Source organism: Pseudomonas sp. WS 5532 (assembly GCF_012985445.1).
Classification (GTDB): domain Bacteria; phylum Pseudomonadota; class Gammaproteobacteria; order Pseudomonadales; family Pseudomonadaceae; genus Aquipseudomonas; species Aquipseudomonas edaphica.
In genome coordinates this window covers 30,302-56,809 of record NZ_JAAQWK010000013.1, presented here as the reverse complement: position 1 = coordinate 56,809, position 26,508 = coordinate 30,302, and the positions used below count along the sequence as shown (strand labels likewise).

Sequence of the window (26,508 nt, the reverse complement as noted above, 5' to 3'; positions counted from 1 at the left end):
CGGAGCTTCAAATGTCTGCGCAGTCTCCGACAGTTGCCAAGGCTTCAACCGCAATCGGCTTCACCGAGTTAGTGGCCCTGCTACAACAGGTTTTTGTGCGGCACGGTACGTCACCGCAAGTGGCGGCGATCCTTGCGCACAATTGCGCCAGCGCTGAACGTGACGGCGCGCATAGCCACGGCGTGTTTCGCATTTCAGGGTATGTGTCGACGCTCAACAGCGGCTGGGTCAATGGCAAGGCGGTGCCCGTGGTTGAGGATGTGGCCTCAGGCTTTGTGCGTGTGGATGCCGATAACGGCTTTGCCCAACCAGCACTGGAGGCCGCGCGCTCGCTGTTAGTGCGCAAGGCGCGCAGCGCCGGGATCGCGCTGCTGGCGATTCGAAACTCCCATCACTTTGCGGCTTTATGGCCCGATGTCGAACCTTTTGCCGAAGAAGGTCTGGTAGCGCTCAGCGTGGTCAACAGCATGACCTGCGTGGTGCCCCATGGCGCGGATCGACCGCTGTTCGGCACCAACCCTATTGCTTTTGCCGCGCCGCGCGCCGATGGGCCACCCATCGTGTTTGACCTGGCCACCAGTGCCATTGCCCATGGTGACGTGCAGATCGCAGCACGCAAGGGCGAGCGTTTGCCGCCGGGCATGGGCGTGGACAGCTTGGGCCAACCGACCCAAGATCCCAAAGCCATTCTTGAAGGCGGCGCGCTGTTACCGTTTGGCGGGCACAAGGGTTCAGCGCTGTCGATGATGGTCGAGTTGCTGGCGGCGGCGCTGACGGGCGGCAATTTTTCGTTCGAATTCGATTGGGCCGATCATCCCGGCGCGCGCACACCATGGACCGGCCAATTGCTGATCGTGATTGACCCTGGCAAAACCGCCGGGCAAGGCTTTGCCGAGCGCAGCCAGGAACTGGTGCGACAGATGCATGCGGCGGGGTTGCGGCGGTTGCCGGGGGATCGACGTCATCGCGCACGGGCGAAGTCGCAGGAAACAGGCATCGAGATTGATGCGCAGGAGCTCAAGCAGTTGCAGGCACTGGCAGAAGGATAAAAGGGGCTGCGCTATCAGCGCAGCCCCTGTGGTTTAGCCGCGACGACCCAACAAAAGGCCGACCACCAGGCCAAAGCCTGCGGAAATGGCCACGGTCTGCCATGGATGGCCACCGATATAGTTTTCGGTGGCGTCCACCACCGGCTTGCTGCGTTCACGCACGTTGGACACCGAGTCCAGTGCTTGCTTGAGCTTGATAGCGACCTGCTCACGCAGCGTTTCACCTTCTTCGCCTACCAGCGAAGCGCTGCTTTTGAGCAGCTTGTCCGACTCTTCGATCAAGGCCGTCAGTTCACTGAAAGCTTGATCCTTGATTTGATCTTCGACAGCTTGGGCGGCAGTTTTGCGGGCCATTGTGTGACTCCTTGCGAGTGAATGTGGCAGTGAACAATGGAGTGTCGGGCTTGGCTAAAAGTTGCAGTTTTTTTGCCGTGAGCGGCTTACGGGCAAAATCCGGATCAGGATATTTCGACCTACAGTGTAAGATGTCACCTATTTGTGCAGCAGGTAATTCAACATGAGCTTCAATCTGGCCAACAAAACCCTTGCCGAACGCGCCGAACTGGAAGATGAAAAGTCACGCCTTTACGATCTGTGGCAAACCAACCTGGGTAAGGCCAAGGGCGAAGCTACGCGTTTGTTCGGCGAGCGTGCCAAGCGTAAGGGCAAGTGGGCCGAATGGGTCCGTGCCGAGCTGGACGGCATGTCGCCGCCGGAGTTTTCCAACATGGTGCGCAGCGAAGTCAACAAGCTGATGGCCGCCGCTAAGTAAAGCTGGCCACAATCGCTTCACGCACTTTGAGTAACAGCGGATCCAACTGCGCCTGGGTACGCCAACCCAGCTCCACCGGGTAGCGTGGCAACGCCAGTGGGCAAGTCAGTACGCGCAAGCCGGTCATCTGCGCAATCGCTTCGGCAGCATGCCCGGGAATCGTCGCCACCGCCGCGCTGCCCTTGAGCAAAAACGGCAGCCCGGCAAAGTGACTGGTGGACGCACACACCTGGCGGCTCAACCCTTTAGCCGCCAACCCTTCATCGGTAATCCCGATAAACCCGCCCGACGACACCAGTACATGTTCGCGTGCCACGAATTCCTCCAGGCTGATGCCGTCTTGGCCCGGCGCCAGGCTGTGTGGGTCGACCAGGCAGCGGTAATCGCCTTCGCCCAGCACGTGCCGGCTCAACCTGCGCTCGGCAAAGCCGCCTGCGGTGATCGCCAGGTCAAGGCTGCGCTCGAGCAGGGCGCCTGCCACGATTTGGCTGTGGGTCTGGCGGAAAATCACCCGCAGATTCGGCGCGCGCCGGGCAATTTCTGCCATCAGCCGCCGGCCATGGGCAATCTCGAAGTCATCGGACAAGCCCAGCACCACCGAGCGGCCCTGATAGTTCGGGTTGGTCGGGTTGATCATTGCCAGGCTCTGCCGACAACGGTCCAGGGCCTCGCTGATCACCGGTTTCAACTGATTGGCACGCAAGGTCGGCGCCAGCCCACGCCCGGTGCGCACGAACAGTGGGTCGCCGTACACGTCACGTAACCGCCGCAGGCCGGCGCTGATCGCCGATTGCGTGACGCCCAGGCGCAAGGCTGCGCGGCTGGCGCTGGACTCGTCGTGCAAGGCTTCGAAGGTTTTCAGCAGGTTCAAGTCGACCTGGGCGATATTTATTTGGCTCATATCATTTAGCACTGATGGGGGCTTTATTCATGATTGCCCCTCGCCGGAGAATGGGCAACCCCTTTAACTGGAGTGAACCTGATGCCCATTTCTACCGTGGCGGCGTTGCAGATCGGATCCTTGCCGGGTGGCAAGGCTGACACCCTGGCGCAGATCCTTACCTATGAGGACGCGATTGTGCGCAGTGGCGCGCAATTGGTGGTGATGCCCGAAGCGTTGCTCGGCGGTTATCCGAAGGGCGAAACCTTCGGCACGCAGTTGGGCTACCGCTTGCCGGAGGGGCGCGAAGCCTTTGCACGCTATTTTGCCAATGCCATCGATGTGCCGGGCGCCGAGACCGAGGCGCTGGCTGGCTTGTCCGCACGCACCGGCGCCAGCCTGGTACTCGGCGTGATCGAACGCAGTGGCAGCACGCTGTATTGCACCGTGCTGTATTTCGAACCCACCGGCGGCCTGGTGGCCAAGCACCGCAAGTTGATGCCCACCGGCACTGAGCGGCTGATATGGGGCACGGGCGATGGCTCGACCTTGCCGGTGATCGACGCGCAAGTTGGGCGTTTGGGCGGCGCGGTGTGCTGGGAAAACATGATGCCGCTGCTGCGCACGGCGATGTACGCCAAAGGCGTGCAAGTGTGGTGCGCGCCGACGGTCGATGAGCGTGAAATGTGGCAAGTGAGCATGCGCCACATCGCCCATGAAGGCCGCTGCTTTGTGGTGAGTGCCTGCCAGGTGCAGGCTTCGCCCGAGGCGCTGGGCACGCAGGTTGCCAACTGGCCGTCAGAGCGTCCGTTGATCGCCGGTGGTAGTGTGATTGTCGGGCCGATGGGTGACATCCTGGCCGGGCCGTTGGTGGGTGAAGAGGGGTTGCTGACCGCGCAGATCAACACCGATGATTTGGTGCGGGCGCGCTATGACTACGATGTGGTGGGGCATTACGCGCGGCCGGACATATTCGAGTTGGTGGTGGATGAACGCGCCAAGCCGGGCGTGCGCACACTGACTGATTAAACACGGTAAAAACTGTGGGAGCTGGCTTGCCTGCGATGGCCTCAACTCGGTGTGCCTGATGTACCGAGGTGCCTGCATCGCAGGCAAGCCAGCTCCCACATCAGATCTTCAGCGTTTGGAAGATCTGAATACCAACCACTCTTCGCGGGTAATCTCCCAAATGTCGCGTGGCAACGTACCTTCTACAAACTCACCCATCTGCGTGCGGATCAGGCGCATCCCGGTGCGCTCGGAAATCCGCCGCGACGCCAGGTTAGGCGCAGCCTTGGGCACGCGCATTCGCGGGCGTTTAAGCACATCGAACCAGTACTCCGTCACCGCCGCACAGGCTTCAGTCATAAAGCCCTGGCCTTGCCATTGCGGGCCCAGCCAGAACCCTCGGTTGTCGTCTTGCTCGTCCGTCAAGTTGATATTGCCGATCAACTGTTGCGGCGCGTGTTTGAGGCGGATCGACCAGTGCCATTGGTCGCCACGGGCCATGCCCGGCAAGGCCACCTGTTCCAGGTAGCGGCGAGCGCCGTCCGCCGGGTACGGCCAGGGCACCTCGGCAGACAGGTAACGCACCACGTCCCAGTGCGCGAATTGCGCCTGGGTGTCCTCGGCATCCTCCAGGGTCAATGGGTGCAGGATCAGTCTTTGAGTAAACAACGTCGGTTGCATGGCCGTTACCAGGTCGCAGTGTTGGGCAGGTCCAGGGTGCCGCGTTCCACAAAGCGCATGGTACCGAACAGGCCACCTGCGAGTTTGCCGCGCAGTGTGTAAGGCAGGTTGTTCAGGCTTTGGGTCTGGCTGAGACCCAAGGTCTGACGCAGCACAGAAAACGCCGAAACGCTCACCGGCACCATCAGCACTGTCTCGGAAAAGCGTGGGATGCTTCCGGCCTGATCGCTCACGCCGGACGCCAATGGGCGCCCATTCACGTCCAGGTCCAAGGCCACACCACTGTAGTCGATCGCCGTTTCATTGGGGTTCTGCACCCGCAGCTTCACGGCGAAACGCACTTCCAGGTCCTGGCTTTGCAGCGGCTCGATACCCACCACACTGATATTGACCGGGTCGCGATTGGGGAACAGCGCACAGGCGCTCAAGGTCAGCAGCAGTAACGATAGAACCATGAGCTTGCGCATAACAAAGGTGCTCCTATTTCGTGACGTCCGGATCCTGCATGACCTTGAGGGTAGAGGACTCCGGATCAAATTCATCCTCTTCCAGCTCTAAGAACTCCTCCGGCAAGAAAATGTTCAGCAGGATTGCACAGAACGCGCCCACCGTGATCGGCGATTCAAAGATGTTGTGCAACGCCTTGGGCAGGTCGCGCAGCACTTCCGGCACGGCAGCCACACCCAGGCCCATCCCCAGGGAGATCGCCACGATCAGCACATTGCGCCGGTGCAGCCCGGCTTCGGCGAGGATCTTGATCCCGGCCACGGCCACGGTGCCGAACATGATCAGCGTGGCACCACCCAGTACCGGTTTGGGCATCAGTTGCAGCACCGCGCCGATCATCGGGAACAGCCCCAATAGCACCAGCAGGGCGGCGATAAAGTACGCGACATAGCGGCTGGCCACGCCGGTAAGCTGGATCACGCCGTTGTTCTGGGCGAAGGTCACCATCGGCAGGCTGTTGAACGTGGCTGCCATCGCCGAGTTGAGGCCGTCGGCCAGCAGGCCGGACTTGATGCGCTTGATGTACAGCGGGCCTTTGACCGGCTGCTGGGAAATCATCGAGTTGGCGGTCAGGTCTCCGGCAGCCTCCAGCGGCGAAATCAAAAAGATCACCGCCACCGGGATAAACGCCACCCAATCGAACGAGAACCCGTACTTGAACGGCACCGGCACGCTGATCAACGGCACCTGGGGCAGGGCGGCCAAATCCACACGGCCCATCATCCAGGCAACGACAAAACCCAGGGTCAAGCCGATCACGATCGAGCCCAGGCGCAGGAACGGGTTGCTGAAGCGGTTGAGGACCACGATGGTCAACAGCACCAGAGCTGCCAGCCCCATGTTGCCCGCTGCACCCAGGTCGCTTGCCCCAAAGCCGCCAGCCATGTCGGTGACGGCTACCTTGATCAGCGACAAACCCATCAAGGTAATGATGGTGCCGGTGACCACTGGAGTAATCAGCTTGCGCAGCTTGCCGATGAACTGGCTGAGCACCACCTCGATAAACGCGGCGAAAAAACAGATGCCAAAAATCGTCGAGAGAATCTCGTCGGTGCCACCGCCGCGCGCCTTGACCATGAACCCGGCGCTGAGGATCACGCTGATAAACGAAAAACTGGTGCCTTGCAGGCACAACAGGCCGGAACCCACCGGGCCGAATGTGCGCGCCTGCACAAAGGTGCCAAGCCCGGACACGAACAGCGCCATGCTCACCAGGTAGGGCACCTCGCTTTCCAGGCCGAGTACGCCGCCGACGATCAGCGTGGGCGTAATGATGCCGACGAAGCTGGCCAGCACATGTTGCAGCGCGGCAAAAATCGCCGCGGTGAAGTGCGGGCGGTCTTCCAGGCCGTAGATCAGGTCGGATTTATAGCGGGGGCGGGGAGCTTGAGCGTCAGACAAAGTGCAGGCTCGGGTCAGAAAATGGAGGCGCAGGATGCCAGAAAGTGTCGGCTGTCAGAAGTGTGAAAAAATATTTCGAAATGTGCCGATTAATTTCTCAAGCCTGCCGATAGCCTGAATAGGCCCACACACCAATTAAAACAGTGGCGCCTGACGGTCCGAGACGCGCGTTGCCGCTAACGGATTGTGTCGCGGCAGGGATGCGCGCCAACACTACTTCTTGAGAGCACCGCTATGTCCCTTCGTAATCTGAATATTGCACCTCGCGCTTTTCTCGGTTTTGCGTTCATTGCATTGCTCGTTGTGATTCTTGGCGTGTTTGCGGTCAACCGCATGGGTACGATCCGCCAGGCCTCAGTGGATATGGGGACCAACCAGTTACCCAGCGTGAAGTTCCTCGGCAACATGACCGAGAACGTACTGCGCTTGCGCATTCTCTCGTTCCGCATCTTGATCAACCGCGAGCCGGCCGCGCTCGAAGAGGCCAAAACCCGCGTGGCCGTGCTGGTCGACAAGGTCAAGCAGGCCCAGAGCGCCTATGCCGTTTTGCCGGCGGGTGCTGATGAGGCTGCTTTATACAAGTCTTTCACCGCCACGCTCGACAGCTATCTGGCCGCCCAGGCTGAAATGATGTCGTTGTCCCAGCAGAATAAAGTCGAGGACATGCGCACCCTCATCAATACGCGCATCAAGGACGGCACCGACCTGATGGGCGAGCAACTGAACAAACTGATCGCCATCAACAGTGCCGATGCCGACACGGCCGGCCGGGAAGCTGAAGGCAGCTACCAGCAGGCGGTGACGGGCATCGTCATTGTGGCCGTCGCGGCGGCGCTCATGACGGTACTGCTCGCCTGGCTGCTGACCCGCAGCATCGTCACGCCGCTGCGCAAAGCGTTGGAAGTGGCCGAAACCATTGCCGGTGGCAACCTCACCAAAGTTATCGAAGATGCCGGCAAGGACGAGCCTGCGCGCCTGCTGGGCGCCTTGTCGGCGATGCAAACCAACCTGCGCCAGACTATCCAGCACATCGCCGGCTCGGCCACGCAACTGGCGTCTGCCGCCGAAGAGCTCAGTGCGGTCACCGAAGAAGCCTCCAAAGGCCTGCAACAGCAAAACAACGAAATCGACCAGGCCGCCACGGCCGTCAACGAGATGACCGCCGCCGTCGAAGAAGTGGCGCGCAATGCGGTGTCCACCTCCGAAGCTTCCAGCCAGTCCAACCAGGCGGCGCGGGAAGGGCGTGACCGCGTGGTGGAAACCGTCGGTGCAATCCAGACCATGACCCAGGACGTGCAAAACACTGCGTTGATGATTGAAGGCCTGGCAACCCAGGGCCGTGATATCGGCAAGGTGCTCGACGTGATCCGCGCGATTGCCGAACAGACCAACCTGCTGGCGCTGAACGCAGCGATTGAAGCCGCGCGCGCCGGTGAAGCCGGGCGTGGGTTTGCGGTGGTGGCCGACGAAGTCCGCGCCTTGGCGCACCGCACGGCGCAATCGACTCAGGAAATTGAAAAGATGGTCGCCGGCATCCAGAGCGGTACCGGTGAAGCGGTGCAATCAATGCAACAGAGCAACCAACGCACCCAGACCACCCTGGAGCTGGCCCGCGCGGCCGGTGTGGCCCTGGAGCAGATCACCCAGTCGATCAGCTTGATCAACGAGCGCAACCTGGTCATCGCCAGCGCCTCGGAAGAGCAGGCCCAAGTGTCCCGTGAAGTGGATCGCAACCTCGTCAACATCCGCGACTTGGCGACTCAGTCGGCGGCGGGTGCCAACCAGACCAGCGCGGCCAGCCATGAACTGTCGCGCCTGGCGGTGGATCTGAATGGGATGGTCGCGCGGTTCGTTATCTGAATTGAGCACACGGGGGAGCACGCCGCTCCCCTTGATCAGACCTCACCTACGTCGACCCAGCGCTCCTCACGGGCGGCCAGGCGAATCGCCGTTGCCAGCCGCTCGACCGCCCAGGCGGCTTCAAAGTCAGTGCCCGCTGCACCTTGGCCCGCCAACGCCATGACCAGCTCCTGCACTTCCAGGGTCTTCAATTCGTTGTAACCCAGTTGATGCCCGGCAGCCGGGCTGAATGCGGCATAGCCGGGCAGGGCGGGCCCGGCGAGCACACGCTGGAAACCGTCCTGGCCGGCGCGGCATATGCGCAGCTCATTCAAGCGTTCCTGATCGAACGCCAACGTGCCGCGAGTGCCGCTGATTTCAAAACTCAGGTGGTTCTTGTAGCCCTGCTTGAGCCAACTGCTGCTCACGGTGCCACGGGCGCCATTGGCGAAACGCAGCAGTGCATGCACTTGGTCATCCACTGCAATGGGTTTGAGCGCGTTGCTGCCTTTGACGGCAGGGCGCTGGGCATGCACGGTGTGTGTGTCGGCACACACGCTCACCACATCGCCCACCAGATAGCGCGCCATCGACAGCAGATGGCTGCCCAGATCCGCCAGCGCGCCACCGGCATGTTCCACTTCACAGCGCCATGACCACGGCGAGGCCGGGTCGGCCATGAAGTCTTCGCTGAACTCGCCCTGGAAGCTGATGATCTCGCCCAGTTCGCCGTCGACAATCATCTGCCTGGCCAGGCCAATCATCGGGTTGTGCTGGTAGTTGTAACCGACCCGGGTGACCACGCCGGCAGCACTTGCGGCACGGCGCATGGCGTCGGCCTGTTCCAGGCTGACCGCCAGGGGTTTTTCGCAATACACCGCCTTGCCCGCCGCAATGGCCGCCATGGCCATGGGGTAGTGCAAGTGATTGGGCGTGGTGATGGCCACCACATCGACATTAGGGTCGTTGACCAGCGCCTGCCAGTCACCGTGGGCCTGGGCAAAGCCCCAGGCCGTGGCGCAACGTTGGGCGCGTTCGGTGTCGGCATCGGCCAGCGCCGCCAGCTTGAGGTGTACCGGCAGTTCGAATACCGCGCGGGCATTGTTGAACGCCAGCGCATGGGCGCGCCCCATAAAGCCTGTGCCGATCAAGCCGATTCCGAGTTCACGCATCGCCGTGGTCCTTTGGATTATTGTTGTCAGGAAGGCTATTAATGGAATAAAAATTCCCATAATTCAATAGATGGAATAAAAATTCATTAATCAGCCTGGGTAATGCAGGCATATTCAGGCCAGCGCCAAAACCCGTCAGTTAACAAAAGATAACGTAGCGCCGATTGTCAGACGATTCCAAAGCCCGATAGGATGGCCCCTGCTTCCTCCAGGCGCTCTAGATTGCAGGTTTCAGAGCCCGGGAAGGCGAGACCACCTAACAATAATAAATGGGGAGAAAGGTCTATGAGTGAGCCTGTCATGGGTTGGGCTGTTTGCCGCCCGCGCGCCGCACGCAGGGTTGCGATGCTGGCCACAGCGCTCTCGCTGCTTGGGGCGTTGTCGACACCCGCGCTGGCAACCGGCGACACCAGCAGCGCACAGCCGGTATTTGCAATTGAGTCTCCCAAGGCCGCCAAAGGCCTGATGATCGATGTCGTGCATGCCGGCAAGCGCCTGGTGGCGGTCGGCGATCGCGGGCACATCCTTTATTCCGATGACCAGGGCAACACCTGGACCCAAGCCAAAGTGCCGACCCGGCAACTGCTCACGGCGGTGTATTTCGTTGACGACAAACACGGTTGGGCGGTGGGCCATGACGCGCAGATCCTGGCCAGCACCGACGGTGGCGCCACCTGGGCTCAGCAATACCAGGACCTCAAGCGCGAAGCGCCATTGCTCGACGTGTGGTTCAAGGATGCCGAGCATGGCCTGGCCGTGGGCGCCTACGGTGCGCTGATCGAAACCACCGACGGCGGCAAAACCTGGGACGACGTGAGTGATCGCCTCGACAACGAAGACCAGTTCCACCTCAATGCCATCGCCGCTATCAAGGGTGCCGGGCTGTTTATCGTCGGCGAGCAGGGCAGCATGTTCCGCTCCAGCGACGACGGCCAGACCTGGGAAAAACTCGAAGGCCCCTATGAGGGCTCGCTGTTCGGAGTGATCGGCACCGCCCAGCCGCAGACCCTGTTGGCGTATGGCCTGCGCGGCAATCTCTACCGCTCCACCGATTTTGGCAGCACGTGGGAGCCAGTGGAGTTGAATGCGGCGCGTGGTGCCCTGGAGTTTGGCTTGTCGGGGGCGACGTTGCTCGATGACGGCGCCATCGTGGTGGTCGGCAACGGCGGCAGCGTGGTGATCAGCCACGACGACGGCCAGACCTTCAGCGTATTCAACCGCCCGGACCGCATTTCGCTCTCCTCGGTCACGGCGGCGGGCAATGGCAACTTGATTCTGGCGGGGCAGGGCGGCGTTCGTGTTGCCAAGGCAACCGGCGCTGAACTCGAAAAACAATAAGAAGGCGGGGAAAGAATGAGCAGTCATCACAACGATAAAGCGACCTTTCTTGAGCGCCTGATCTTCAACAACCGCCCGGCAGTGATCGTTATCTGCCTGCTGGTGAGTATTTTCCTGTTCTGGCAGGCGACCTTGATCCGCCCGTCCACCAGCTTTGAAAAGATGATCCCCCTCAAGCACCCCTTCATCGAAAAGATGATGGAGCACCGTAACGACCTGGCGAACCTGGGCAACACCGTGCGCATCTCGGTGGAGGCCAAGGATGGCGACATCTTCTCGAAGGAGTACATGGAGACGCTGAGGCAGATCAACGACGAGGTGTTCTACATCTCCGGCGTTGACCGCTCGGGCCTCAAGTCGCTGTGGAGCCCCAGCGTGCGCTGGACCGAAGTCACCGAAGAGGGTTTTGCCGGCGGTGAAGTAATCCCGCAAAGCTACAACGGCTCGCCGCAAAGCCTCGACCAACTGCGCAACAACGTGCTCAAGTCCGGCCAGGTCGGGCGTCTGGTGGCCAACGATTTCAAGTCGAGTATCGTCGATATTCCTTTGCTGGAGTCCTACCCGGACCCGCAGGACCAAGGCAAGTTGCTGGCCCTGGACTACCGCAAGTTTTCCCATGAACTCGAAGACAAGATCCGCGACAAGTTCGAAGCGCAAAACCCCAACGTCAAGATCCATATCGTCGGTTTCGCCAAGAAGGTCGGTGACCTGATCGACGGCCTGGTAATGGTGGTGATGTTCTTCGGCATCGCGTTTGTGATCACCTTGATCCTGTTGCTGTGGTTCACCAACTGCCTGCGCAGTACTGTCGCGGTGTTGAGTACCACGCTGGTGGCGGTGATCTGGCAATTGGGGCTGATGCACTTTTTCGGCTTCGGCCTGGATCCCTATTCGATGCTGGTGCCGTTCCTGATCTTTGCCATCGGTATTTCCCATGGCGTGCAGAAGATCAACGGCATCGCCCTGCAATCCAGCGAGGCAGATAACGCCCTGACCGCGGCACGGCGCACGTTCCGGCAACTGTTCCTGCCCGGCATGATTGCGATCCTCGCCGACGCCGTGGGCTTTATCACGCTGCTGATCATCGACATCGGCGTGATCCGTGAACTGGCCATCGGCGCGTCCATCGGCGTGGCGGTGATTGTGTTCACCAACCTGATCCTGCTGCCGGTGGCGATCTCCTATGTCGGCATCAGCAAGCGCGCGATCGCCAAGAGCAAGAAGGACGCGCACCGCGAACACCCGTTCTGGCGCCTGCTGTCCAAGTTCGCCAGCGCGAAAGTTGCGCCAGTCTCGATCCTGCTCGCGCTGGTCGCCTTCGGCGGCGGCCTCTGGTACAGCCAGAACCTCAAGATCGGTGACCTCGACCAGGGCGCGCCGGAACTGCGCCCGGACTCGCGCTACAACAAAGACAACAACTTCATCATCAGTAACTACTCCACCAGCTCCGATGTGCTGGTGGTGATGGTCAAGACCAAGGCCGAAGGCTGCTCGCGTTATGAAGCCATGGCGCCCATCGACCAGTTGATGTGGAAGATGCAGAACACCGAGGGCGTGCAGTCGGCGATCTCGCTGGTGACCGTGTCCAAGCAGATGATCAAGGGCATGAACGAGGGCAACCTCAAATGGGAAACCCTGTCGCGTAACCCCGACGTACTGAACAACTCCATTGCCCGCGCCGACGGCCTGTACAACAACAATTGCTCACTGGCGCCGGTGCTGGTGTTCCTCAACGACCACAAGGCCGAAACCCTCGACCGCGCCGTGCATGCGGTGCAGGACTTCGCCAGGGAAAACAACAAGGACGGCCTGGAATTTATCCTCGCCGCCGGTAACGCCGGGATCGAAGCTGCCACTAACGAGGTGATCAAGGAGTCGGAGCTGACCATCCTGATTCTGGTGTACCTGTGCGTGGCCACCATGTGCATGATCACCTTCCGCTCCTGGGCGGCGACCCTGTGCATCGTGTTGCCGCTGGTGCTGACCTCAGTGCTGGGCAATGCCCTGATGGCGTTCATGGGCATCGGGGTCAAGGTCGCAACCTTGCCGGTGGTGGCGCTGGGCGTGGGGATTGGCGTGGACTACGGCATTTACATCTACAGCCGCCTGGAAAGCTTCCTGCGCGCCGGCCTGCCGTTGCAAGAGGCCTACTACCAGACGCTCAAGTCCACCGGTAAAGCCGTGCTGTTCACCGGCCTGTGCCTGGCCATCGGTGTGTGCACCTGGATCTTCTCGGCTATCAAGTTCCAGGCCGACATGGGCCTGATGCTGACCTTCATGCTGCTGTGGAACATGTTCGGTGCGCTGTGGCTGTTGCCGGCACTGGCGCGGTTCCTGATCAAACCCGAGAAGCTGGCGGGGCAGAAGGGCAATTCATTGTTTGCGCACTGAGCATGCTTGACCACAGGCAATTTGGAAACAAACGCCCGACCTGACCCGTCGGGCGTTTTACTGTGTGCCTACCGATGGCGAAGCCGTGCCTTGTTTTGCACGCTACAGGCCTGCCACGGCTGGCGGGATTTGGGCCCTGCGGGTGCGTTCGGTAGCCAGGCGCTTGAGCACGCTACCGCCTTTTACGCGTAGGCTCATATCGAACGACCAATTGCCTTGCTCGTCGACTTTTAAGCGAGGTCCGCGGGTGCCTGAACTCGCGCGAACGATCGACACACGCTCGTCGTCGAGCATGATGACCTTGAAAAGAATCCCATAGACGTTCAAGTGCCAGGCGTTGTCGATCCGGTATAGCCCTCGGTACGGGCCGTCAGACGAAGCTTCAGGCAGCGCTTCAAAACAGGCAACGCCGAAAAAGCTGGTGACGTTCGCCCAATGCCCGTACGGCATTCTGTTTTGGAAAAAGGTGTATCCAAATTCCAGTGCTGAATCGAGCTTTTTGTTGGCTCCGTAGTAGTAGCCAATGACGTTTTCCGTCAGTACCACGTTGCTGGAGAGCTGCCGTCCCTCTTGGGATTGACGCGGCGCGGGCGGGCGTAACGCCTGGTCTTTGAGCGTGGCGTCCACAGGCTCGGTGGTCGAGGCAACCGGCATGCTTTCAGCGAGCAGGATAGCCAGGTTGAGTGTCATGTCGGCTATGGCCACTTCGCGTGTGATGGGGTCATTGCTATTGAGTGCAGGCAGATCAGGCGTCAATTGATTCACCAGTGTGCCTAGCCAGGCGGTCAGCAAAACCGGTGCTCGCTGTTGCGGCTGCAGTAACGCATCAAACGGGCCGCCGCTCATTTCCAGCAATGCTGCCCAGCGTTTTGTTTTATTCAGCGGCGCGCCATCACCTCCCACATTGGTCAGCGCCTCTACGATGTAGAAGTAGAGGAAGGACTGGGCGCTGGAGAAGTTCATGCTTGTCAGCGATTTGTCGACCTCGCGTTGATCGGCCAGTTGTGCCGTGGGTAGGGGTGAATCGGGTACAGACTCGGCATTCAGGCCAACATCCAGGGGATGGGGTGCCAGGAGGCCACCGTTGTCATAGACAGCCCGGGCTTCATCGGACATCCAGGCCAGCACACTGTCGTGCAGTTCTCCTGGCTGCGAGATAGCATTCAGCAGCGCGTCGCGTGTGGCGAACTCACATAAGGCGTGTGCATAAAAGGGGCGGTAAAGCAGATGGGGGCCTTTGCTCTTGTCCTGCGCTTCGATGATGAACATAGCGCTGACGACGTCAGGTTCCGCTTGCGCTGCGCGCAACAGTGCCAACGGTTGAATGATCACCGATGGGGTGTCGACGAAGCCTTTGCTGCCAATGGAGGCTTCGTTGGCGTTGTGCTGCAGCAGCGTGGCAACGTATCCGGCGGCCAGTGCGCTGACACTGCTCGGTTGTTTCAGATGCAACTCCAGCGCCTGCAACGGTAGTTGATAACATAGCTGGGCGACGAGCTGGCGCTTGCGCGCGAAAGACTCTGGCGTGTGATTCAATAACTGTGTTTCGAGGTAGTCGGAATAAGCCTTGCCGATGTCGAGTCTCTCAATTAGCCCGCCGTTGCGGGTGATGAAGTCCGCCGTCAACCATCCAGGCAGGGTCAGGCCGTCACGGTGCGCCAGGGTAAAGGCGCCAGCAGGGCGGCCTTTCAGGCAGGTGATCACCAGGTCTGTCAGGCTCATCGACTCAGTGGAAATGCCCTGTGCGGTGTCTTCAGCGTCAGCAGCAGGGGTCACCGTGACAAGCACTTTGTCGGGCGCATAGGTCTCGGGTAGCGCAGCCTCTTCGTCGCTCGCGGGCAGGCTTTGCTGCTCGGCGTCGAGCGCCTTTGACAAGGCGGCGGTGGTGAAGGCGTTGATGTCCGTAATGCCGCTGAGAAAGGTATGGCCCCTGCTGAGCCGCTTACTGTTCGCCAACCCCAAACTGTAGCGGGAGTAGTTTTTTTTGGGGATGTGCGAGGCGTTTTGGAGCCAGTCTGGCAGTTGCGGGCTCAGCACGTTCTGAAACTGTGCCTGGACTTGGGTCGTGTTGGCAAAGCAGGGCGTCGGGTCACTGAGCTCATGGTAAAGCGCTTGCAGCTTAGCCTTCCCGAAGGAGCAGGGCAGTTTCACGGCTTCAATGTTGAGTAATTGTTGATTCAGGATCAGTTCGGCTTGATGCCCGAACGCATCGCCATAAACCTCGTAACGTTTGCAGCTCAGCGAATCGACGCTGTATTGAGCGGTGAGGGCGCTGCCCCAATGCTGGTTAAAGGCATCCATTGAGCTAAATGTTTCGATTTTTCCACCCGGATGGCATAACAGAACGACCGTATGCGTATTGACGGTACGCTCCAGCAACAGCTCGGGGGCGAATAAAACCGAGTTGCCGCTGGCGCTGTTCAGGTAGGTTTCCAGTTCGTAGACAAGGGTGTTGCTGTCGTTATTTTGCTGACGCGGATAACTGTCAGGGAAGTCAATGACCTGTTGTACCGTCTCGCGCTCAATATCGCTCAAGCCTGGCTGGGTCAGCACTGAAATCTGCAGCGCTTGCACCAAGCTCTCACTGAGTAAACTCCAACGGCTGGGTAGCTCGCCGGCCGGGTTCCAATAGGCCGTCAAGGCATCTTGCAGGCCGATCGGCAGCGACCAGGCCAGTTCGCGAATCAGTGCCTCGACCTGCATCATGTCCAGCGCGTCACCGGCGGGGGTGGTGATGGGCGTGGGTGCCTGCTCAGTGAGGAAAAAGGCGTGCGAGCCTACCGCACTAAAGTCCAAGGCGGCCCCATCGGCCAGATAGTCCAGCGCTTTTGTCGTGAGTCGCTCGAAGGTATAGCGCCCATCGGCCTGGGGCGTCGCCAGTTGGGTGCGGGAAAGGTCCAGCGCCATGCCCGGGTATTTTTGCGTAAGGGTTGTCGCCAACATTTGCTCTACGACGGCTTCAAGCCTGGGGCGGTCTGCGAACTGCGCGCTGACGGTAGCGCCCATGCTTGGGCATTGCGCGAGCATCACATCGCTGGCAGGCGGCTCGTTGATGGACGGTGGTAGCATTTTTTGAGGTCTCCACGATTGGTTAATCGAACATCACAGGTGTCATGGCGAGTTAACGTCGATCTCGTGGTAAAGGAGCGGTATCTGGGTACTGCATGATGCGCGTTGGTGTGTTTGAGGCAGGGTTTTAGGCTGATGCAGTAATTTGCCCTATCATGAGCGCTTTCCCCTTGATGATTGATGTCTATGACTGCCGACACCGCTACCTTGCTGCATGCTTTTGAAGACTGCCAGATGGTTGAAATCGATGGGCTGCACACCTTTGATTTCAGCCTGGATGACCAGAAACTGTTGGTCATTTGCATGGACGGTCGCGCCGAAAAGCGCTGGAGCTTCAGCCTGGAGCAAGTCAAAGCAGCAGTGTTTGATCCCACCTTGCAAAGCTGGACCCTTACCGGTGACTCGGGCGAGCATCGCCTGGTCTGCATGAGCGGCGTCACCGGCAACAATAACGACGAGGACGAAGCGGATGATGATGCGTAAATTCTGGCCCCTGTTGATGGCGGGCAGTGTCGGTGCGATGTCGGTGCAAGCCGCGCCGGCCGACACCTATGAACTGTTGGTGGGCAGCTACACCGCCGGCACCAGCGAAGGTATTTACCGCCTGCAATTTGACAGCCGCACCGGCCAATTCAGCGGCAAACCCGTGCTGGCGGCCAAAGCGGCCAACCCCTCGTGGCTGACGATTTCCAAAGACCGCAAGCACCTGTTTGTGGTCAACGAGAACGGCCCAGGGCAAAAAGATCCGGTCGGCCGCATCAGCAGCTACAGCATCGACCCGCAGAATCATCAGCTCAGCCTGATCAACCAGGTGCAGAGCCTGGGCAACGAACCGACCCATTCCAGCCTGGCCGCTGATGGCCGTTACCTGTTCGTCGCCAACTATTCGGTGCTGGAAGACCCGGGCGGCAGCCTGGCCGTGCTGCCGGTTGACGCCAATGGCAAGCTGTCGTCGCCGGTGCAACTGAGCGCGCACCCGGCCAGCCGCGTGAACCCTGAGCGTCAGGCCTCCAACCACGTGCACTCGGTGGTGTCGTCGCCGGATGGCAAGTATGTGTTTGTACAGGACCTGGGCGCCGACAAGGTGTTTGCCTACCACTACGATCCCAAGGCCAACCACGAACTGCCCTTGACCCCGGCCGACCCCGCCTTTGTGCAATTGCCACCGGGCAGCGGCCCGCGTCACCTGTTGTTCAGCGCCGATGGCAAGCATGCCTGGCTGACCACTGAAATGAGCGCTCAGGTGGCTGTGTTCGATTACAACGACGGCAAGCTCAGCCAGACCCAGTTGGTCGATTTTGCCGCCGGGCAGCCGGTTTCCGACAAGGCCGGTGCGGCCGTACACGCCTCAAGCGACGGCAAATTCCTGTACGTGAGCAACCGTGGCACGGCCAACCAGGTGCTGGTGTTCAGCATCGACCCGGCCACCGCGCACCTCAAGGAACTGCAGCGCCGTTCGGTAGAAGGTGACCACCCGCGCGAGTTCAGCCTGGATCCGAGCGGCAAGTTTTTGCTGATCGCCAACCAGAAAAGCAATGAAATCGTGGTGGTCGAACGCGACCCCAAGACCGGCCTGCTGGGTAAAACCGTGCAGAAACAGTCGATCGATGCGCCCAGCGACCTCAAGTTCCTGGTGCGTCAATAAGCCACAGGCCCCGCAGTGCGGGGCCTGACCCTTTGTATTAATTCTATTAATAGCGGCTACTGTTTCAAAGCATTTCTAAGGTTTAACCCTCGGGCGTAAGTTTGGTTCCAAGGCCTTCCCTGGCCACCTAACCAAACGAACACAAGGGTTACCGCCATGAACTTGAACCTCTTCTCCATCATCGCTGCTTCCGCTGTTTCCGCCACCGTGGCATTGCCTGCTGCCGCCAGCGTGGAAGTCACCGGCAAAAAATCCACCACCACCGCCTACACCCAGAAATACCTGCAACAAAGCGCCAACTTCTATGCCGCACTGGATCACAAAGCCCAGCACTGAGCTTGAGCCAAGCGACGGTCAAATGTGGGAGCTGGCTTGCCTGCGATGAAATCGATGCGGTGGATCAGTTACACCGAGTCGTCGGCATCGCAGGCAAGCCAGCTCCCACATTTGATTGTGTGGACCTCAGGATTTTGCCATGACCGCCACAAACAGCGGCGATTCCAGAAAGCGCTGTAGCCAGGTCTGTAACCGGTGATACGGGGTACAAGCAAACCACTCGCGGTCGACATGCGCAAACTGACGCACAAACGGCGCCAGTGCCATATCGGCCAGGCTCAAATGCTCGGCCAGCAAGTAATCATTCCCCGCCAGCAACGCTTCCAGCTTCTGCAAAAACACCTCGCCCTCGGCCCGATAATGTTCCATCGGCTGCTCGGGGTAGCGCTCGGCGTACTTGTATCGATTCAAATGATGTTTGAACACCTGGTCGTTCTCAGCGATCAGTTCCTGAACCCTCGGGTCGCCTTGTAGCAACCAATCATCAGGATCGTGCTGCGCCAGCGCCCAATGCATGATTTCCAGGCTTTCCTCGATCACCTGGCAGCCCACGCAAAGCACCGGCACCGTGCCCTTGGGCGACAGTGCCAGCATCTCGGCCGGCTTGGCCTTGAGGCTCACTTCGATGATCTGCACGGGCAGGCCCGAATAGCGCACGGCCAGGCGCGCCCGCATCGCGTACGGGCAGCGCCGAAACGAATACAGCAGCGCCTCGCTCACTTGACCTCCAGCGTGCTCAAACCATTGCCCTGGCGCTTGACCTGGATCTGCACCGGGATGCGCTCATGCATTTCCTGTACGTGGGAGATCACTGCCACCTTGCGGCCCTGGGCTTGCAAGCCGTCCAGCGCGTCCATCGCCAATTGCAGCGATTCGGGGTCCAGGCTGCCAAAACCTTCGTCGATAAACAGCGACTCGATTTTCAAGGTGCTGGACGCCATCGACGCCAGCCCCAACGCCAACGCCAGCGACACCAGGAACGTCTCGCCACCCGACAGCGAATGCACCGAGCGCAATTCGTCGCCCATCTCTGTGTCCATCACCAACAGCCCCAACATGCTGCCGCCGCGCTTGAGGCGATAGCGGCGCACCAGTTGGCGCAACTGCACGTTGGCGTGGTGTACCAGCAAGTCGAGGTTGTAGGCCTGGGCGATCTTGCGGAACGTGTCGCCGGTGGCCGAGCCGATCAGCGCATTCAGGCGTGCCCAGCGCTGCCACTCGTCATAAGCCTTGGCGATATGCTCGCCCAGGACATGGTTGGCGTCCTGGCGACGTTGGTCTTCGGACTGACGCGCACGCAATTCGGCGCAGCGGCTGTCGCCCTCGGCCAATTGCTGATTAAGCGCGGCGAGACTGCTGTCCAGCTGTTCGGCGTCCAGGTTGCCATTGTGCAAGGCCTGGTGTTCGGCCAGGCGCTGTTCGCGCTCCTGCAACAACACCTTGGCTTGCTCGACGGCTTTTTCGCTGTGCTGCAACTGCTGGCGCAAGGCGCTGACTTGGCTGTCATCAAAGGCCAGCAAACGCGTAAGACCGTCGTTATCCAGTTGCGGGTGCAGCGCGCGCCATTCGCCCAGGCGCGCATCGAGGGTCTGCTGCTCGGCGGTCAGCGCCTGTACGCGTTCCTGCTGGGCCTTGAGGTCGGCAGCCAATTGGATCAGGGCATCGCGCAGCTCTTGCAGCTGTTGGTTGGCGTCTGTCTCGCTTCGGCGAGCTTGCGCCACGGCCTCATCCAGCCGGTGTTGCCACTGTTGGGCACTGGTGTGCTCGCCGAGCAAGGCGGTGAGTATTGCCTGGGCGGCCTGTTGCTGGGTGGTCAGCTCGGTGACTTGCTGTTGCAAGGCTTCCACCTGCTGCTGGCGATGCTGCTGATGGGTCTGCTCTTTTTCGATGGCCTGCTGGCGTTCTTGCTGTTCAGCCAACTCATCACGCTGATGGCCCAGCTGTTCCAGGCGCTGGCTGACGTGCTGGTCCAGCTGCATAAAGGTCGCTGCCGGTTCACGGCGCAAACCGTCGAGGGTGTCGGCCGGTAGCAGGCCGGCGAAGGCCTGCAGTTCTTCGTCCAGGCGCTCACGGTCATTGGACAGTTCGCGTTGCTGGTCCACCAGCAGCTGGCGGGCTTGCTGGCTGGCATCCTGGGCCGCTTGCAGTTGTTGCTGCAAGCGCCCGGCATTTTGTTGCAGGTTGAGCAGGGCGCCTTGGCGTTGCTCATCCTGGGCGATGCTTTGCGTAAGTTGCGCCAACTGCTGGGCCAGCCAGGCGCTGCGCTGGGTGGCGTCCTGATTAAACAGCGAGGCCGACAATGGATGTGCTTGCAAGCTGGGGGCCAGGCCCTGTTGTTGTGTCGCCAACAGCTCTTGCTGTTGCAGGAACTCCTTTTGCTGGGCGATCAAGCCGCCCACTTCGCCACGCAGCTCGGTGAGTTTTTCCTTCAGCGTATCGACGGCCTTCTGCGCCGTGGCTTCTTCGTTTTCATCATGGCGGCCAAGGCTTTGCAGCAAGGCTTCGGGCTGATGGTACGGATGCTCATGGCTGCCGCACACAGGGCACGGCTGGTCGTCCTGCAACTGCTCGCGCAGCTCTTCGACACTGGCACTGCGCGCCAACCGCTGGCGTTCCAGCAGTTGCTTGGTCACCGACAGGGTTTGCTCGGCCACCGTGAGTTCGGCCTTGGTTTGCAGGCCGGTCTGGTTCAACTGTTCGCGCTGTTGCTGGGCGTCTGCGAGTTTTTGCGTCAGCGCGGCGCTCTGTATATCCAGCTGCTGCTGGCTGTCCCACAAGCGCGTAAGGTCTTCGAAGGCGCGTTGCTGCTTGCGATTGTCCTGCAGCAGGCTTGCGAGCAATTGGACCTGCTCGGCGACGGCGTGCGGTTCGGCGCCGGCTTCCTGGTACAGCAGGTCCAACGCCTCGCGCTGCTGGGTGAATTTTTCGGCAGCGGTGGCGGCTTTGTGTTCAAGCTGCGGCAGTTCGGCCTGGCCCTTGTTCAGGCGGTTGCCGATCAGCATCAGCTGTTGCAGGCGGTCGCGATAGGCGGTCCAAGCGTCGCTCAGCGGTGCAAAGGCAGCGCTGCGCTCAAGCTCAGCGGCCAGGCGTTGCAGGCGCCCGGCAACCTGGGCCTGTTTCTCCAGCAAGCCATTGAGCAACGACTGCCCTTCGGCGCAGGCGGTTTCCTGTTGTTGCTTGTCGTCACTGCGTTTGGCCAGGTCTTTGCTCAGATGGGCGAGGGTGCTCTGCTGTTCGAACGCCTGGCGCAGCAAGGGCACGGCGTCGGCCTGGTGTTTCAAGGCGTCAGCCAAGGCGACCTGGGCGGCGGCCTGCTGTTGTTGCGCCTGCTCCTGGCGTGCTTGCAGCGCGGTTTGCTGCTCGATGTGCTGTTGAATCTGCGCCGCCAGCGGGGTGAGCAGGGTGTCGAGTTCAGCCAGCCGCGCGAACTGATGGCGTTGTGGCGCTAACTGCTCCAGGCGGCTCAGGTCCTGACGCTGTTGGCCTTGGCTGTCCCAGAGCTGTTGGGCTTGCTGCAATTGTTCGGTGGCACTGAGCTGGCGCTCCTGCCACTCACGTAGCTCCTTGAGCCAGGTGTGTTGCAGCTCCAACTGCTTGAGTTGCGCCTGCTGGGTCTTGAGGTGCTGCTGCGCCTCGGCCAACTGCTGGTCAAGTTCGGCGCGGGCCTCAGGCGCCAGTGGCACCAGGCCGGTGGCCTGGTCTTGCAGCTGTTTATGCGCGTCCCTGGCATCCTTGGCCTTGTCGAAAGCGCGGCGGCCGAGCTGGGTATACAGCGCGGTGTCGGTGAGCTTTTCCAGCAGTTCGCTGCGCTCATTGTCGTTGGCCTTGAGGAACGCGCTGAACTCACTTTGCGCCAGCAATACGGCACGGGTGAATTGCTCGAAATTCAAGCCCAGGGCCAGTTCCAGCTGGGTCTTGTATTCGGTTTTCTGGCTGGCCAGCAGTTGGTCGCTGTCCAGGTCGGTCAGGCTTTGGCGGCTGTTCTGCAACTTGCCACTGGCCTTGTCGCGGGCGCGGTTGGCTTCCCAGCGGGCGCGGTAACGGCGGCCGTTGACGCCGACAAAATCCACCTCGGCGTACCCGCCGCCGGTGCCGCGGCGAATCAGCGTGCGTGGGTCGCCGATGGAGATATCGCTGTCGGCATCGGGCATTTTGGCCTGGCCGGTATCGCCCAAACGTGGCACGGCGCCAAACAGTGCCAGGCACAAGGCATCGAGCAGGGTACTTTTACCCGCGCCGGTTGGGCCGGTAATCGCGAACAACCCGGCGCTGGCCAGGGGCTCGGCAGTAAAGTCGATCTCGAACGGGCCAGCCAGGGAGGCGAGGTTTTTCAGGCGGATGGCGAGGATCTTCATGGCTGTTCGCCCTCCTGTTGCACTTCCTGAAGCAGCACGGCGAAATCCTTCATGGTCTGTTCATCCACCTCACTGCCGTAGTTGTCGTGCCAGGCGCGGCTGAACAGTTCCTGGGGCGTGAGCTGGTCAAGTTCGACCAGACCGGCTTCGTCCGTGTCGTCGCTGCCGCGTTTGCCTGCGTATTCGGCGGCGATGCGCACCAGGCGCACGGCCTTGCCTTGCAGGGCAGTCTCGATTTGCTGGCGCAGGTCCGGCTGCGGCTCGTCGAGGCGCACGCGTACCTCCAGCCAGGGGTGGCGCTGGGTTTCGGCGAGCAGGTCGATGTCGGGCAGGTCGGCGAGCTGTGCGAGGATATCCGCCAGCGGCGCAGCGTCCAGGCGTTGCAGGTTGACCGAGCGTGGGATCAGGCGTGGCTCGACGCCCACCAGGCGTTGGCCCTGGAAGGTCACATCGAGAATCTGGTGCTTGTAGCCGATTTCGGAAAACGACAAGGGAATGGGCGAGCCGCTGTAGCGAATGCGCTCTTCGCCGTTGACCTGCTGCGGCTTGTGCAAATGGCCCAGCGCCACATAACTCACACTGGCATCGAACAGGCTGGCAGGCAGTGCTTCGGCATTACCAATGATCAGGCTGCGTTCGGAGTCTTCCGACACCGAACCACCGGCCATGTGCGCATGGCTGATGGCAATCAGCGCCTGGCCTTTCTTGCGTTTGGCATTGGCGGCGGCGATCAGCCATTCATGCACCTGGCCAATGCCCCGCAGATAGTCGTCGCCCAAGTGCGCACCCGTGACTTCCGCCGGTCGCAAAAACGGCAGCGCCAGGCACCAGGCGGCGATCTTGCCTTTGGCGTCGGGCAGCGGGATCAGCAGGCGCTCGGCGTCCAATTGGCCGTCGTCCAGCCACAGCACGCGGCCCAATGCATGGGTGCGCAAACGGCGCATCAACGGCGCGGGCAGCTCGATCCGCGAGCCGGAATCGTGGTTGCCGGCGATCATCACAATGGTCAGCTTGGGGTTTTGTTCGTGGGCGCTGATGATGAAGTCGTACAGGCGCTCCTGTGCCTTGAGCGGCGGGTTGACCGTGTCGAAGATATCGCCGGCGATCAGCAGCGCATCCGGCTGCTCGGCTTTTAATTGGCCCAGCAGCCAGTCGAGAAAACAGGCGTGTTCGAAGTCGCGTTCCTGGCCGTGCAGGTTTTGGCCAAGGTGCCAGTCGGAGGTGTGGAACAGACGCAAGGCGAACTCCGTTAAATACAAGAGGTGAATGGCCGCCGTGAACAGAGAAGGGCGGTGAAAAAGAAGGGAGTTTACCTGTAAAAACCGCTGGTATGCGGGCTTGTCGGGGGGAGGCCGGGGAATCTACGCAACACCACAGTGGAAACATTTGCCGACGAATGCAGCCCCATTCGGTGATCCCTGTAAGGGAACCAGAGTTCTGACCTGCGTTAATTAAGAATGACCTCCCGAATTCTGCGAGGCATCTTTTTCCTTTTGGAGTCACTACACAATGTCTCTGGGTAATATTGATCAGCACGAACATGAACGACGGGGCTTTAGCGCAGGGGAACTCTTTCCAATCTATGTGCCAACGCCTGTGCGCGGCCCCATCGACCCGCTGCGCGGCGAGAAAAATCAGCATGTTGTCCCGAGGGAAAATCTCCAGCGCCCCCTGGGCGATACTCGATCCGCTGAGCAAATCATTAATGACAACCCCATACTCAAATGGCTGGACAGCCAACGAGGAATACGTCGTGACTGGGTCGGTAAAGTGAACGGCGAAATAGTGGTGAGACAACCCGTGCGTGAAAATAATATTTACTTTGAAATGGCCTATAGGCAATTGGGCGATTGGACCTCCAGTAACCCTTACCCCCAGTCTAGAGCGGATGCGGCCTACAACGCGGCCAGAGTACTTAACTGGATTGATGCGTCTCTGAGTGCAGCAGGCAAAACTCGCGGTGAGGATGCAAACAACGGTGTACTCGAAGGGTTCACCGGCAGCGGCTATGCGGTGGCCGAAACACCGGCAAGCATGTGGCAAGCCTTCACCCAGGAGGGGTATGGCGCTCTCAGCGATAAGCAATGGCTGGCTTCCCGCGAAGACGCGCCGCATAAGGTCGGCCCACAGCCGTTCTGGAGCAACGAATACTTATTGCGGCACATCGCCTATCACTTGCGCGAGTTTGCCGCCGGTAAAAACGACCGTTTTGTGAATATTCATGAGTTGAAAGAAGCCGCCGGCATGGTGCCCAGCACCCGGACTTTTTCGGCACAGGCACAAGAGAGCGCTTTGGAACTTCTGGCCCGCCCGGAGTTGCTGCTGGCGCTGGATATCGGGATTGGCGACGATGGGCCAGGTAAGCAGGACGGCCGGTTCGATATTGAAAACATCGCCTATGTCTACAAGCGCAGTCGCGCAAAGACCTGACGTTCACGCGTAGACGCTGACCAGTGGGAGCAGGCAAGCCTGCGATGGCCATAGGTATCTACACAACCGGTTAACGCGAAGCCTGCGGCCAGTGGGCTGTTGTGGCGAGCAGGCTTGCCCTGCGTTGGGCTGCGAAGCAGCCCCAAACCCAGACACTGAGTTCTTTCAGGAAAATTGCAGTGCCTTTACTGGGGCCGCTTCGCGGCCCAACGCAGGACAAGCCTGCTCGCCACAGGAGAAATTGGCATACCTATGGCCATCGCAGGCAAGCCAGCTCCCACACAAGCCAGCTCCTACAGAGGGTTAGGCGGCGTGCAGGCACTCCAAGGCGCGGTCGGCAAGGGTTTTGGCCTGGTTGACCAAGTGCTCGGTGGCGCCGGCCATGTGCTGTTCATCACCGCTCAGCGCCTGGCGGGTGGCTGCTGCGGTGGCGGCTGCACAGCGCAGCAAGTCGCAGATTTGGGCGAGGGCGTCTTCGAAGCTGAGGTCGTGATGCACGGTGAAGGATGGCGGTGCGGCGGGTTGCAGGTAGTGGCTCAGGGCGCGTTCGAAGATTTCACGGTCGGGGGTGAAACGGGGTGGGGCTGGGGCGATTTTGGTCATGCGGATATTCCTACTGAAAAAGGAGCCATCCGGATGTCGGTCTCACTCGACAAGAGGGTGGCAGCTACGTGCAGGGTGAGAATACCGGACAGTAGGACTCCAGCCAGACCGAAGTCTGCCTGCACACAGCCGCCATAGAGCGTGTTGCTCGCGGTTGCGGCGCTTGGCGCCTACTGGTTCACAGGTTCTCACACCCGATCGCTGATATGCAGCGACGGAGCGAAGGCTAGCCAGTGAAGTGAGCAGGCGCAAGGCCAAAGGATTGTCTAGGAAACTTCCCGCAAATTAAAGGGATATGGACTGCTGGCCTTTAACAATGCATGTCACCCAGGCAACACCCATCACCTGTGGGAGCTGGCTTGCCTGCGATGGCCATAGGTATCTACACAACCGGTTAGTGGCCAGTGGGCTGTTGTGGCGAGCAGGCTTGCCCTGCGTTGGGCTGCGAAGCAGCCCCAAACCCAGACACTGAGTTCTTTCAGGAAAATTGCAGTGTCTTTACTGGGGCCGCTTCGCGGCCCAACGCAGGACAAGCCTGCTCGCCACAGGAGAAATTGGCATACCTATGGCCATTGCAGGCAAGCCAGCTCCCACATAAGCCAGTTCCGGCAGAGGGTTACGCGGCGTTCATGCACTCCAGCGCGCGGTCGGCAAAGGTTTTGGCTTGGTTGATCAAGTGCTCGGTGGCGCCGGCCATGTGGTGTTCATCGCCTGTCAGCGTTTGGCGCGTGTCTGCGGCAGTGGCGGCTGCACAGCGCAGCAAATCGCAGATTTGGGCGAGGGCGTCTTCGAAGCTGAGGTCGTGATGCACGGTGAAGGATGGCGGTGGGGTGGGTTGCAGGTAGTGGCTCAGGGCGCGTTCGAAGATTTTACGGTCGGGGGTGAAACGGGGTGGGTCTGGGACGATTTTGGTCATGAATGAAACTCCTAAAAGTTGGGAGCCATTCTTTTGCAGATCTCACTCGACAAAAGGTGGCAGCTATGTGCGGGGTGAGATAACCGGTCAGGAGCACCCGGCCAGACCTAGGTCTG

At 60.4% G+C, this 26,508-nt stretch carries 22 protein-coding genes; 10 read left to right on the top strand and 12 right to left on the bottom strand.

Going from position 1 to position 26,508, the window contains the following annotated elements:
* Positions 1-11: 11 nt before the first annotated feature.
* The gene (locus HBO23_RS21400; RefSeq protein ID WP_170039655.1) at positions 12-1,049 is read left to right on the top strand and encodes an Ldh family oxidoreductase; all 1,038 of its coding nucleotides are present in this window, start codon (positions 12-14) and stop codon (positions 1,047-1,049) included.
* A gap of 33 nt (positions 1,050-1,082) precedes the next feature.
* Here HBO23_RS21400 and HBO23_RS21395 read toward each other — a convergent pair whose 3' ends face one another.
* The gene (locus tag HBO23_RS21395) at positions 1,083-1,403 is read right to left on the bottom strand and encodes a DUF883 family protein (protein WP_017138137.1); all 321 of its coding nucleotides are present in this window, start codon (positions 1,401-1,403) and stop codon (positions 1,083-1,085) included.
* 163 nt (positions 1,404-1,566) lie between these two features.
* Between HBO23_RS21395 and HBO23_RS21390 the strand changes: the two genes are divergently transcribed.
* On the top strand, positions 1,567-1,821 hold the full coding sequence (locus tag HBO23_RS21390) for a hypothetical protein (protein WP_170039653.1): 255 nt from the start codon (positions 1,567-1,569) through the stop codon (positions 1,819-1,821).
* Here the strand turns inward: HBO23_RS21390 and HBO23_RS21385 are convergent.
* Positions 1,814-2,722, bottom strand: a complete 909-nt coding sequence (locus HBO23_RS21385) for a LysR family transcriptional regulator (protein ID WP_017138138.1) — start codon at positions 2,720-2,722, stop codon at positions 1,814-1,816. The genes HBO23_RS21390 and HBO23_RS21385 overlap by 8 nt on opposite strands.
* An 81-nt stretch (positions 2,723-2,803) precedes the next feature.
* Between HBO23_RS21385 and HBO23_RS21380 the strand changes: the two genes are divergently transcribed.
* The gene (locus HBO23_RS21380; RefSeq protein ID WP_138453733.1) at positions 2,804-3,730 is read left to right on the top strand and encodes a carbon-nitrogen hydrolase family protein; all 927 of its coding nucleotides are present in this window, start codon (positions 2,804-2,806) and stop codon (positions 3,728-3,730) included.
* Positions 3,731-3,838: 108 nt separating this feature from the next.
* Here HBO23_RS21380 and HBO23_RS21375 read toward each other — a convergent pair whose 3' ends face one another.
* From HBO23_RS21375 to HBO23_RS21365, 3 genes are read right to left on the bottom strand one after another with little or no spacing between them, the layout of a single operon-like run.
* A complete protein-coding gene (locus HBO23_RS21375; RefSeq protein WP_138454087.1) occupies positions 3,839-4,390 on the bottom strand; it encodes a GNAT family N-acetyltransferase in 552 nt (183 codons plus the stop codon).
* A 5-nt stretch (positions 4,391-4,395) separates the two neighbouring features.
* Positions 4,396-4,857 carry an LEA type 2 family protein gene (locus HBO23_RS21370; protein WP_017138141.1) on the bottom strand — a complete coding sequence of 154 codons (462 nt, stop codon included), beginning with the start codon at positions 4,855-4,857 and terminating at the stop codon, positions 4,396-4,398.
* 13 nt (positions 4,858-4,870) lie between these two features.
* The gene (locus HBO23_RS21365) at positions 4,871-6,298 is read right to left on the bottom strand and encodes a nucleobase:cation symporter-2 family protein (protein WP_170039651.1); all 1,428 of its coding nucleotides are present in this window, start codon (positions 6,296-6,298) and stop codon (positions 4,871-4,873) included.
* A gap of 234 nt (positions 6,299-6,532) precedes the next feature.
* Between HBO23_RS21365 and HBO23_RS21360 the strand changes: the two genes are divergently transcribed.
* Positions 6,533-8,158, top strand: a complete 1,626-nt coding sequence (locus HBO23_RS21360) for a methyl-accepting chemotaxis protein (RefSeq protein WP_170039649.1) — start codon at positions 6,533-6,535, stop codon at positions 8,156-8,158.
* Between the two features lie 35 nt (positions 8,159-8,193).
* Here the strand turns inward: HBO23_RS21360 and HBO23_RS21355 are convergent, their stop codons facing one another.
* Positions 8,194-9,309: a Gfo/Idh/MocA family oxidoreductase gene (locus HBO23_RS21355; protein ID WP_170039647.1), complete on the bottom strand. Its 1,116-nt coding sequence runs from the start codon at positions 9,307-9,309 to the stop codon at positions 8,194-8,196.
* Between the two features lie 300 nt (positions 9,310-9,609).
* Between HBO23_RS21355 and HBO23_RS21350 the strand changes: the two genes are divergently transcribed.
* Both HBO23_RS21350 and HBO23_RS21345 read left to right on the top strand, forming a co-directional pair.
* Positions 9,610-10,647 (top strand): YCF48-related protein, encoded by a 1,038-nt coding sequence (locus HBO23_RS21350; protein WP_170039745.1) that lies wholly within the window; start codon positions 9,610-9,612, stop codon positions 10,645-10,647.
* 15 nt (positions 10,648-10,662) lie between these two features.
* Positions 10,663-13,038, top strand: a complete 2,376-nt coding sequence (locus HBO23_RS21345) for an RND family transporter (protein WP_017138146.1) — start codon at positions 10,663-10,665, stop codon at positions 13,036-13,038.
* A gap of 102 nt (positions 13,039-13,140) precedes the next feature.
* Here the strand turns inward: HBO23_RS21345 and HBO23_RS21340 are convergent, their stop codons facing one another.
* Positions 13,141-16,107 carry a DUF6543 domain-containing protein gene (locus HBO23_RS21340; RefSeq protein WP_170039644.1) on the bottom strand — a complete coding sequence of 989 codons (2,967 nt, stop codon included), beginning with the start codon at positions 16,105-16,107 and terminating at the stop codon, positions 13,141-13,143.
* Positions 16,108-16,293: 186 nt separating this feature from the next.
* Here HBO23_RS21340 and HBO23_RS21335 point away from each other — a divergent pair, with 186 nt between their 5' ends.
* The 3 genes from HBO23_RS21335 (at position 16,294) to HBO23_RS21325 (ending at position 18,088) form a co-directional block, all read left to right on the top strand.
* On the top strand, positions 16,294-16,590 hold the full coding sequence (locus HBO23_RS21335; RefSeq protein WP_099549315.1) for a DUF5629 family protein: 297 nt from the start codon (positions 16,294-16,296) through the stop codon (positions 16,588-16,590).
* Complete coding sequence (locus tag HBO23_RS21330) at positions 16,577-17,752, top strand: lactonase family protein (RefSeq protein WP_170039641.1); 1,176 nt, start codon at positions 16,577-16,579, stop codon at positions 17,750-17,752. Before HBO23_RS21335 ends, HBO23_RS21330 begins: the two co-directional genes overlap by 14 nt.
* Positions 17,753-17,908: 156 nt before the next feature.
* Complete coding sequence (locus HBO23_RS21325) at positions 17,909-18,088, top strand: hypothetical protein (RefSeq protein ID WP_017138150.1); 180 nt, start codon at positions 17,909-17,911, stop codon at positions 18,086-18,088.
* 126 nt (positions 18,089-18,214) lie between these two features.
* Here the strand turns inward: HBO23_RS21325 and HBO23_RS21320 are convergent, their stop codons facing one another.
* The 3 genes from HBO23_RS21320 to HBO23_RS21310 are packed head-to-tail and all read right to left on the bottom strand — an operon-like array spanning position 18,215 to position 23,681.
* Positions 18,215-18,808 (bottom strand): glutathione S-transferase, encoded by a 594-nt coding sequence (locus HBO23_RS21320; protein ID WP_170039638.1) that lies wholly within the window; start codon positions 18,806-18,808, stop codon positions 18,215-18,217.
* Positions 18,805-22,443, bottom strand: a complete 3,639-nt coding sequence (locus tag HBO23_RS21315) for an AAA family ATPase (protein ID WP_170039635.1) — start codon at positions 22,441-22,443, stop codon at positions 18,805-18,807. The genes HBO23_RS21320 and HBO23_RS21315 overlap by 4 nt, the downstream gene beginning before the upstream one ends.
* The gene (locus HBO23_RS21310; RefSeq protein WP_138449805.1) at positions 22,440-23,681 is read right to left on the bottom strand and encodes an exonuclease SbcCD subunit D C-terminal domain-containing protein; all 1,242 of its coding nucleotides are present in this window, start codon (positions 23,679-23,681) and stop codon (positions 22,440-22,442) included. The genes HBO23_RS21315 and HBO23_RS21310 overlap by 4 nt, the downstream gene beginning before the upstream one ends.
* 271 nt (positions 23,682-23,952) lie before the next feature.
* Between HBO23_RS21310 and HBO23_RS21305 the strand changes: the two genes are divergently transcribed.
* Positions 23,953-24,873, top strand: coding sequence for a hypothetical protein (locus tag HBO23_RS21305; RefSeq protein ID WP_170039632.1), 921 nt, complete (start codon positions 23,953-23,955; stop codon positions 24,871-24,873).
* Between the two features lie 303 nt (positions 24,874-25,176).
* Here the strand turns inward: HBO23_RS21305 and HBO23_RS21300 are convergent, their stop codons facing one another.
* Both HBO23_RS21300 and HBO23_RS21295 read right to left on the bottom strand, forming a co-directional pair.
* On the bottom strand, positions 25,177-25,476 hold the full coding sequence (locus tag HBO23_RS21300) for a hypothetical protein (protein ID WP_170039629.1): 300 nt from the start codon (positions 25,474-25,476) through the stop codon (positions 25,177-25,179).
* Between the two features lie 616 nt (positions 25,477-26,092).
* Complete coding sequence (locus tag HBO23_RS21295) at positions 26,093-26,392, bottom strand: hypothetical protein (protein ID WP_170039627.1); 300 nt, start codon at positions 26,390-26,392, stop codon at positions 26,093-26,095.
* Positions 26,393-26,508 lie beyond the last annotated feature (116 nt).

Coding starts and splice junctions, on each gene's coding strand:
- HBO23_RS21400 (WP_170039655.1), top strand. CDS start 12: ATGTCTGCGCAGTCTCCGACAGTTGCCAAGGCTTCAACCGCAATCGGC.
- HBO23_RS21395 (WP_017138137.1), bottom strand. CDS start 1,403: ATGGCCCGCAAAACTGCCGCCCAAGCTGTCGAAGATCAAATCAAGGAT.
- HBO23_RS21390 (WP_170039653.1), top strand. CDS start 1,567: ATGAGCTTCAATCTGGCCAACAAAACCCTTGCCGAACGCGCCGAACTG.
- HBO23_RS21385 (WP_017138138.1), bottom strand. CDS start 2,722: ATGAGCCAAATAAATATCGCCCAGGTCGACTTGAACCTGCTGAAAACC.
- HBO23_RS21380 (WP_138453733.1), top strand. CDS start 2,804: ATGCCCATTTCTACCGTGGCGGCGTTGCAGATCGGATCCTTGCCGGGT.
- HBO23_RS21375 (WP_138454087.1), bottom strand. CDS start 4,390: ATGCAACCGACGTTGTTTACTCAAAGACTGATCCTGCACCCATTGACC.
- HBO23_RS21370 (WP_017138141.1), bottom strand. CDS start 4,857: ATGCGCAAGCTCATGGTTCTATCGTTACTGCTGCTGACCTTGAGCGCC.
- HBO23_RS21360 (WP_170039649.1), top strand. CDS start 6,533: ATGTCCCTTCGTAATCTGAATATTGCACCTCGCGCTTTTCTCGGTTTT.
- HBO23_RS21355 (WP_170039647.1), bottom strand. CDS start 9,309: ATGCGTGAACTCGGAATCGGCTTGATCGGCACAGGCTTTATGGGGCGC.
- HBO23_RS21350 (WP_170039745.1), top strand. CDS start 9,610: ATGGGTTGGGCTGTTTGCCGCCCGCGCGCCGCACGCAGGGTTGCGATG.
- HBO23_RS21345 (WP_017138146.1), top strand. CDS start 10,663: ATGAGCAGTCATCACAACGATAAAGCGACCTTTCTTGAGCGCCTGATC.
- HBO23_RS21340 (WP_170039644.1), bottom strand. CDS start 16,107: ATGCTACCACCGTCCATCAACGAGCCGCCTGCCAGCGATGTGATGCTC.
- HBO23_RS21335 (WP_099549315.1), top strand. CDS start 16,294: ATGACTGCCGACACCGCTACCTTGCTGCATGCTTTTGAAGACTGCCAG.
- HBO23_RS21330 (WP_170039641.1), top strand. CDS start 16,577: ATGATGATGCGTAAATTCTGGCCCCTGTTGATGGCGGGCAGTGTCGGT.
- HBO23_RS21325 (WP_017138150.1), top strand. CDS start 17,909: ATGAACTTGAACCTCTTCTCCATCATCGCTGCTTCCGCTGTTTCCGCC.
- HBO23_RS21315 (WP_170039635.1), bottom strand. CDS start 22,443: ATGAAGATCCTCGCCATCCGCCTGAAAAACCTCGCCTCCCTGGCTGGC.
- HBO23_RS21305 (WP_170039632.1), top strand. CDS start 23,953: ATGTCTCTGGGTAATATTGATCAGCACGAACATGAACGACGGGGCTTT.
- HBO23_RS21300 (WP_170039629.1), bottom strand. CDS start 25,476: ATGACCAAAATCGCCCCAGCCCCACCCCGTTTCACCCCCGACCGTGAA.
- HBO23_RS21295 (WP_170039627.1), bottom strand. CDS start 26,392: ATGACCAAAATCGTCCCAGACCCACCCCGTTTCACCCCCGACCGTAAA.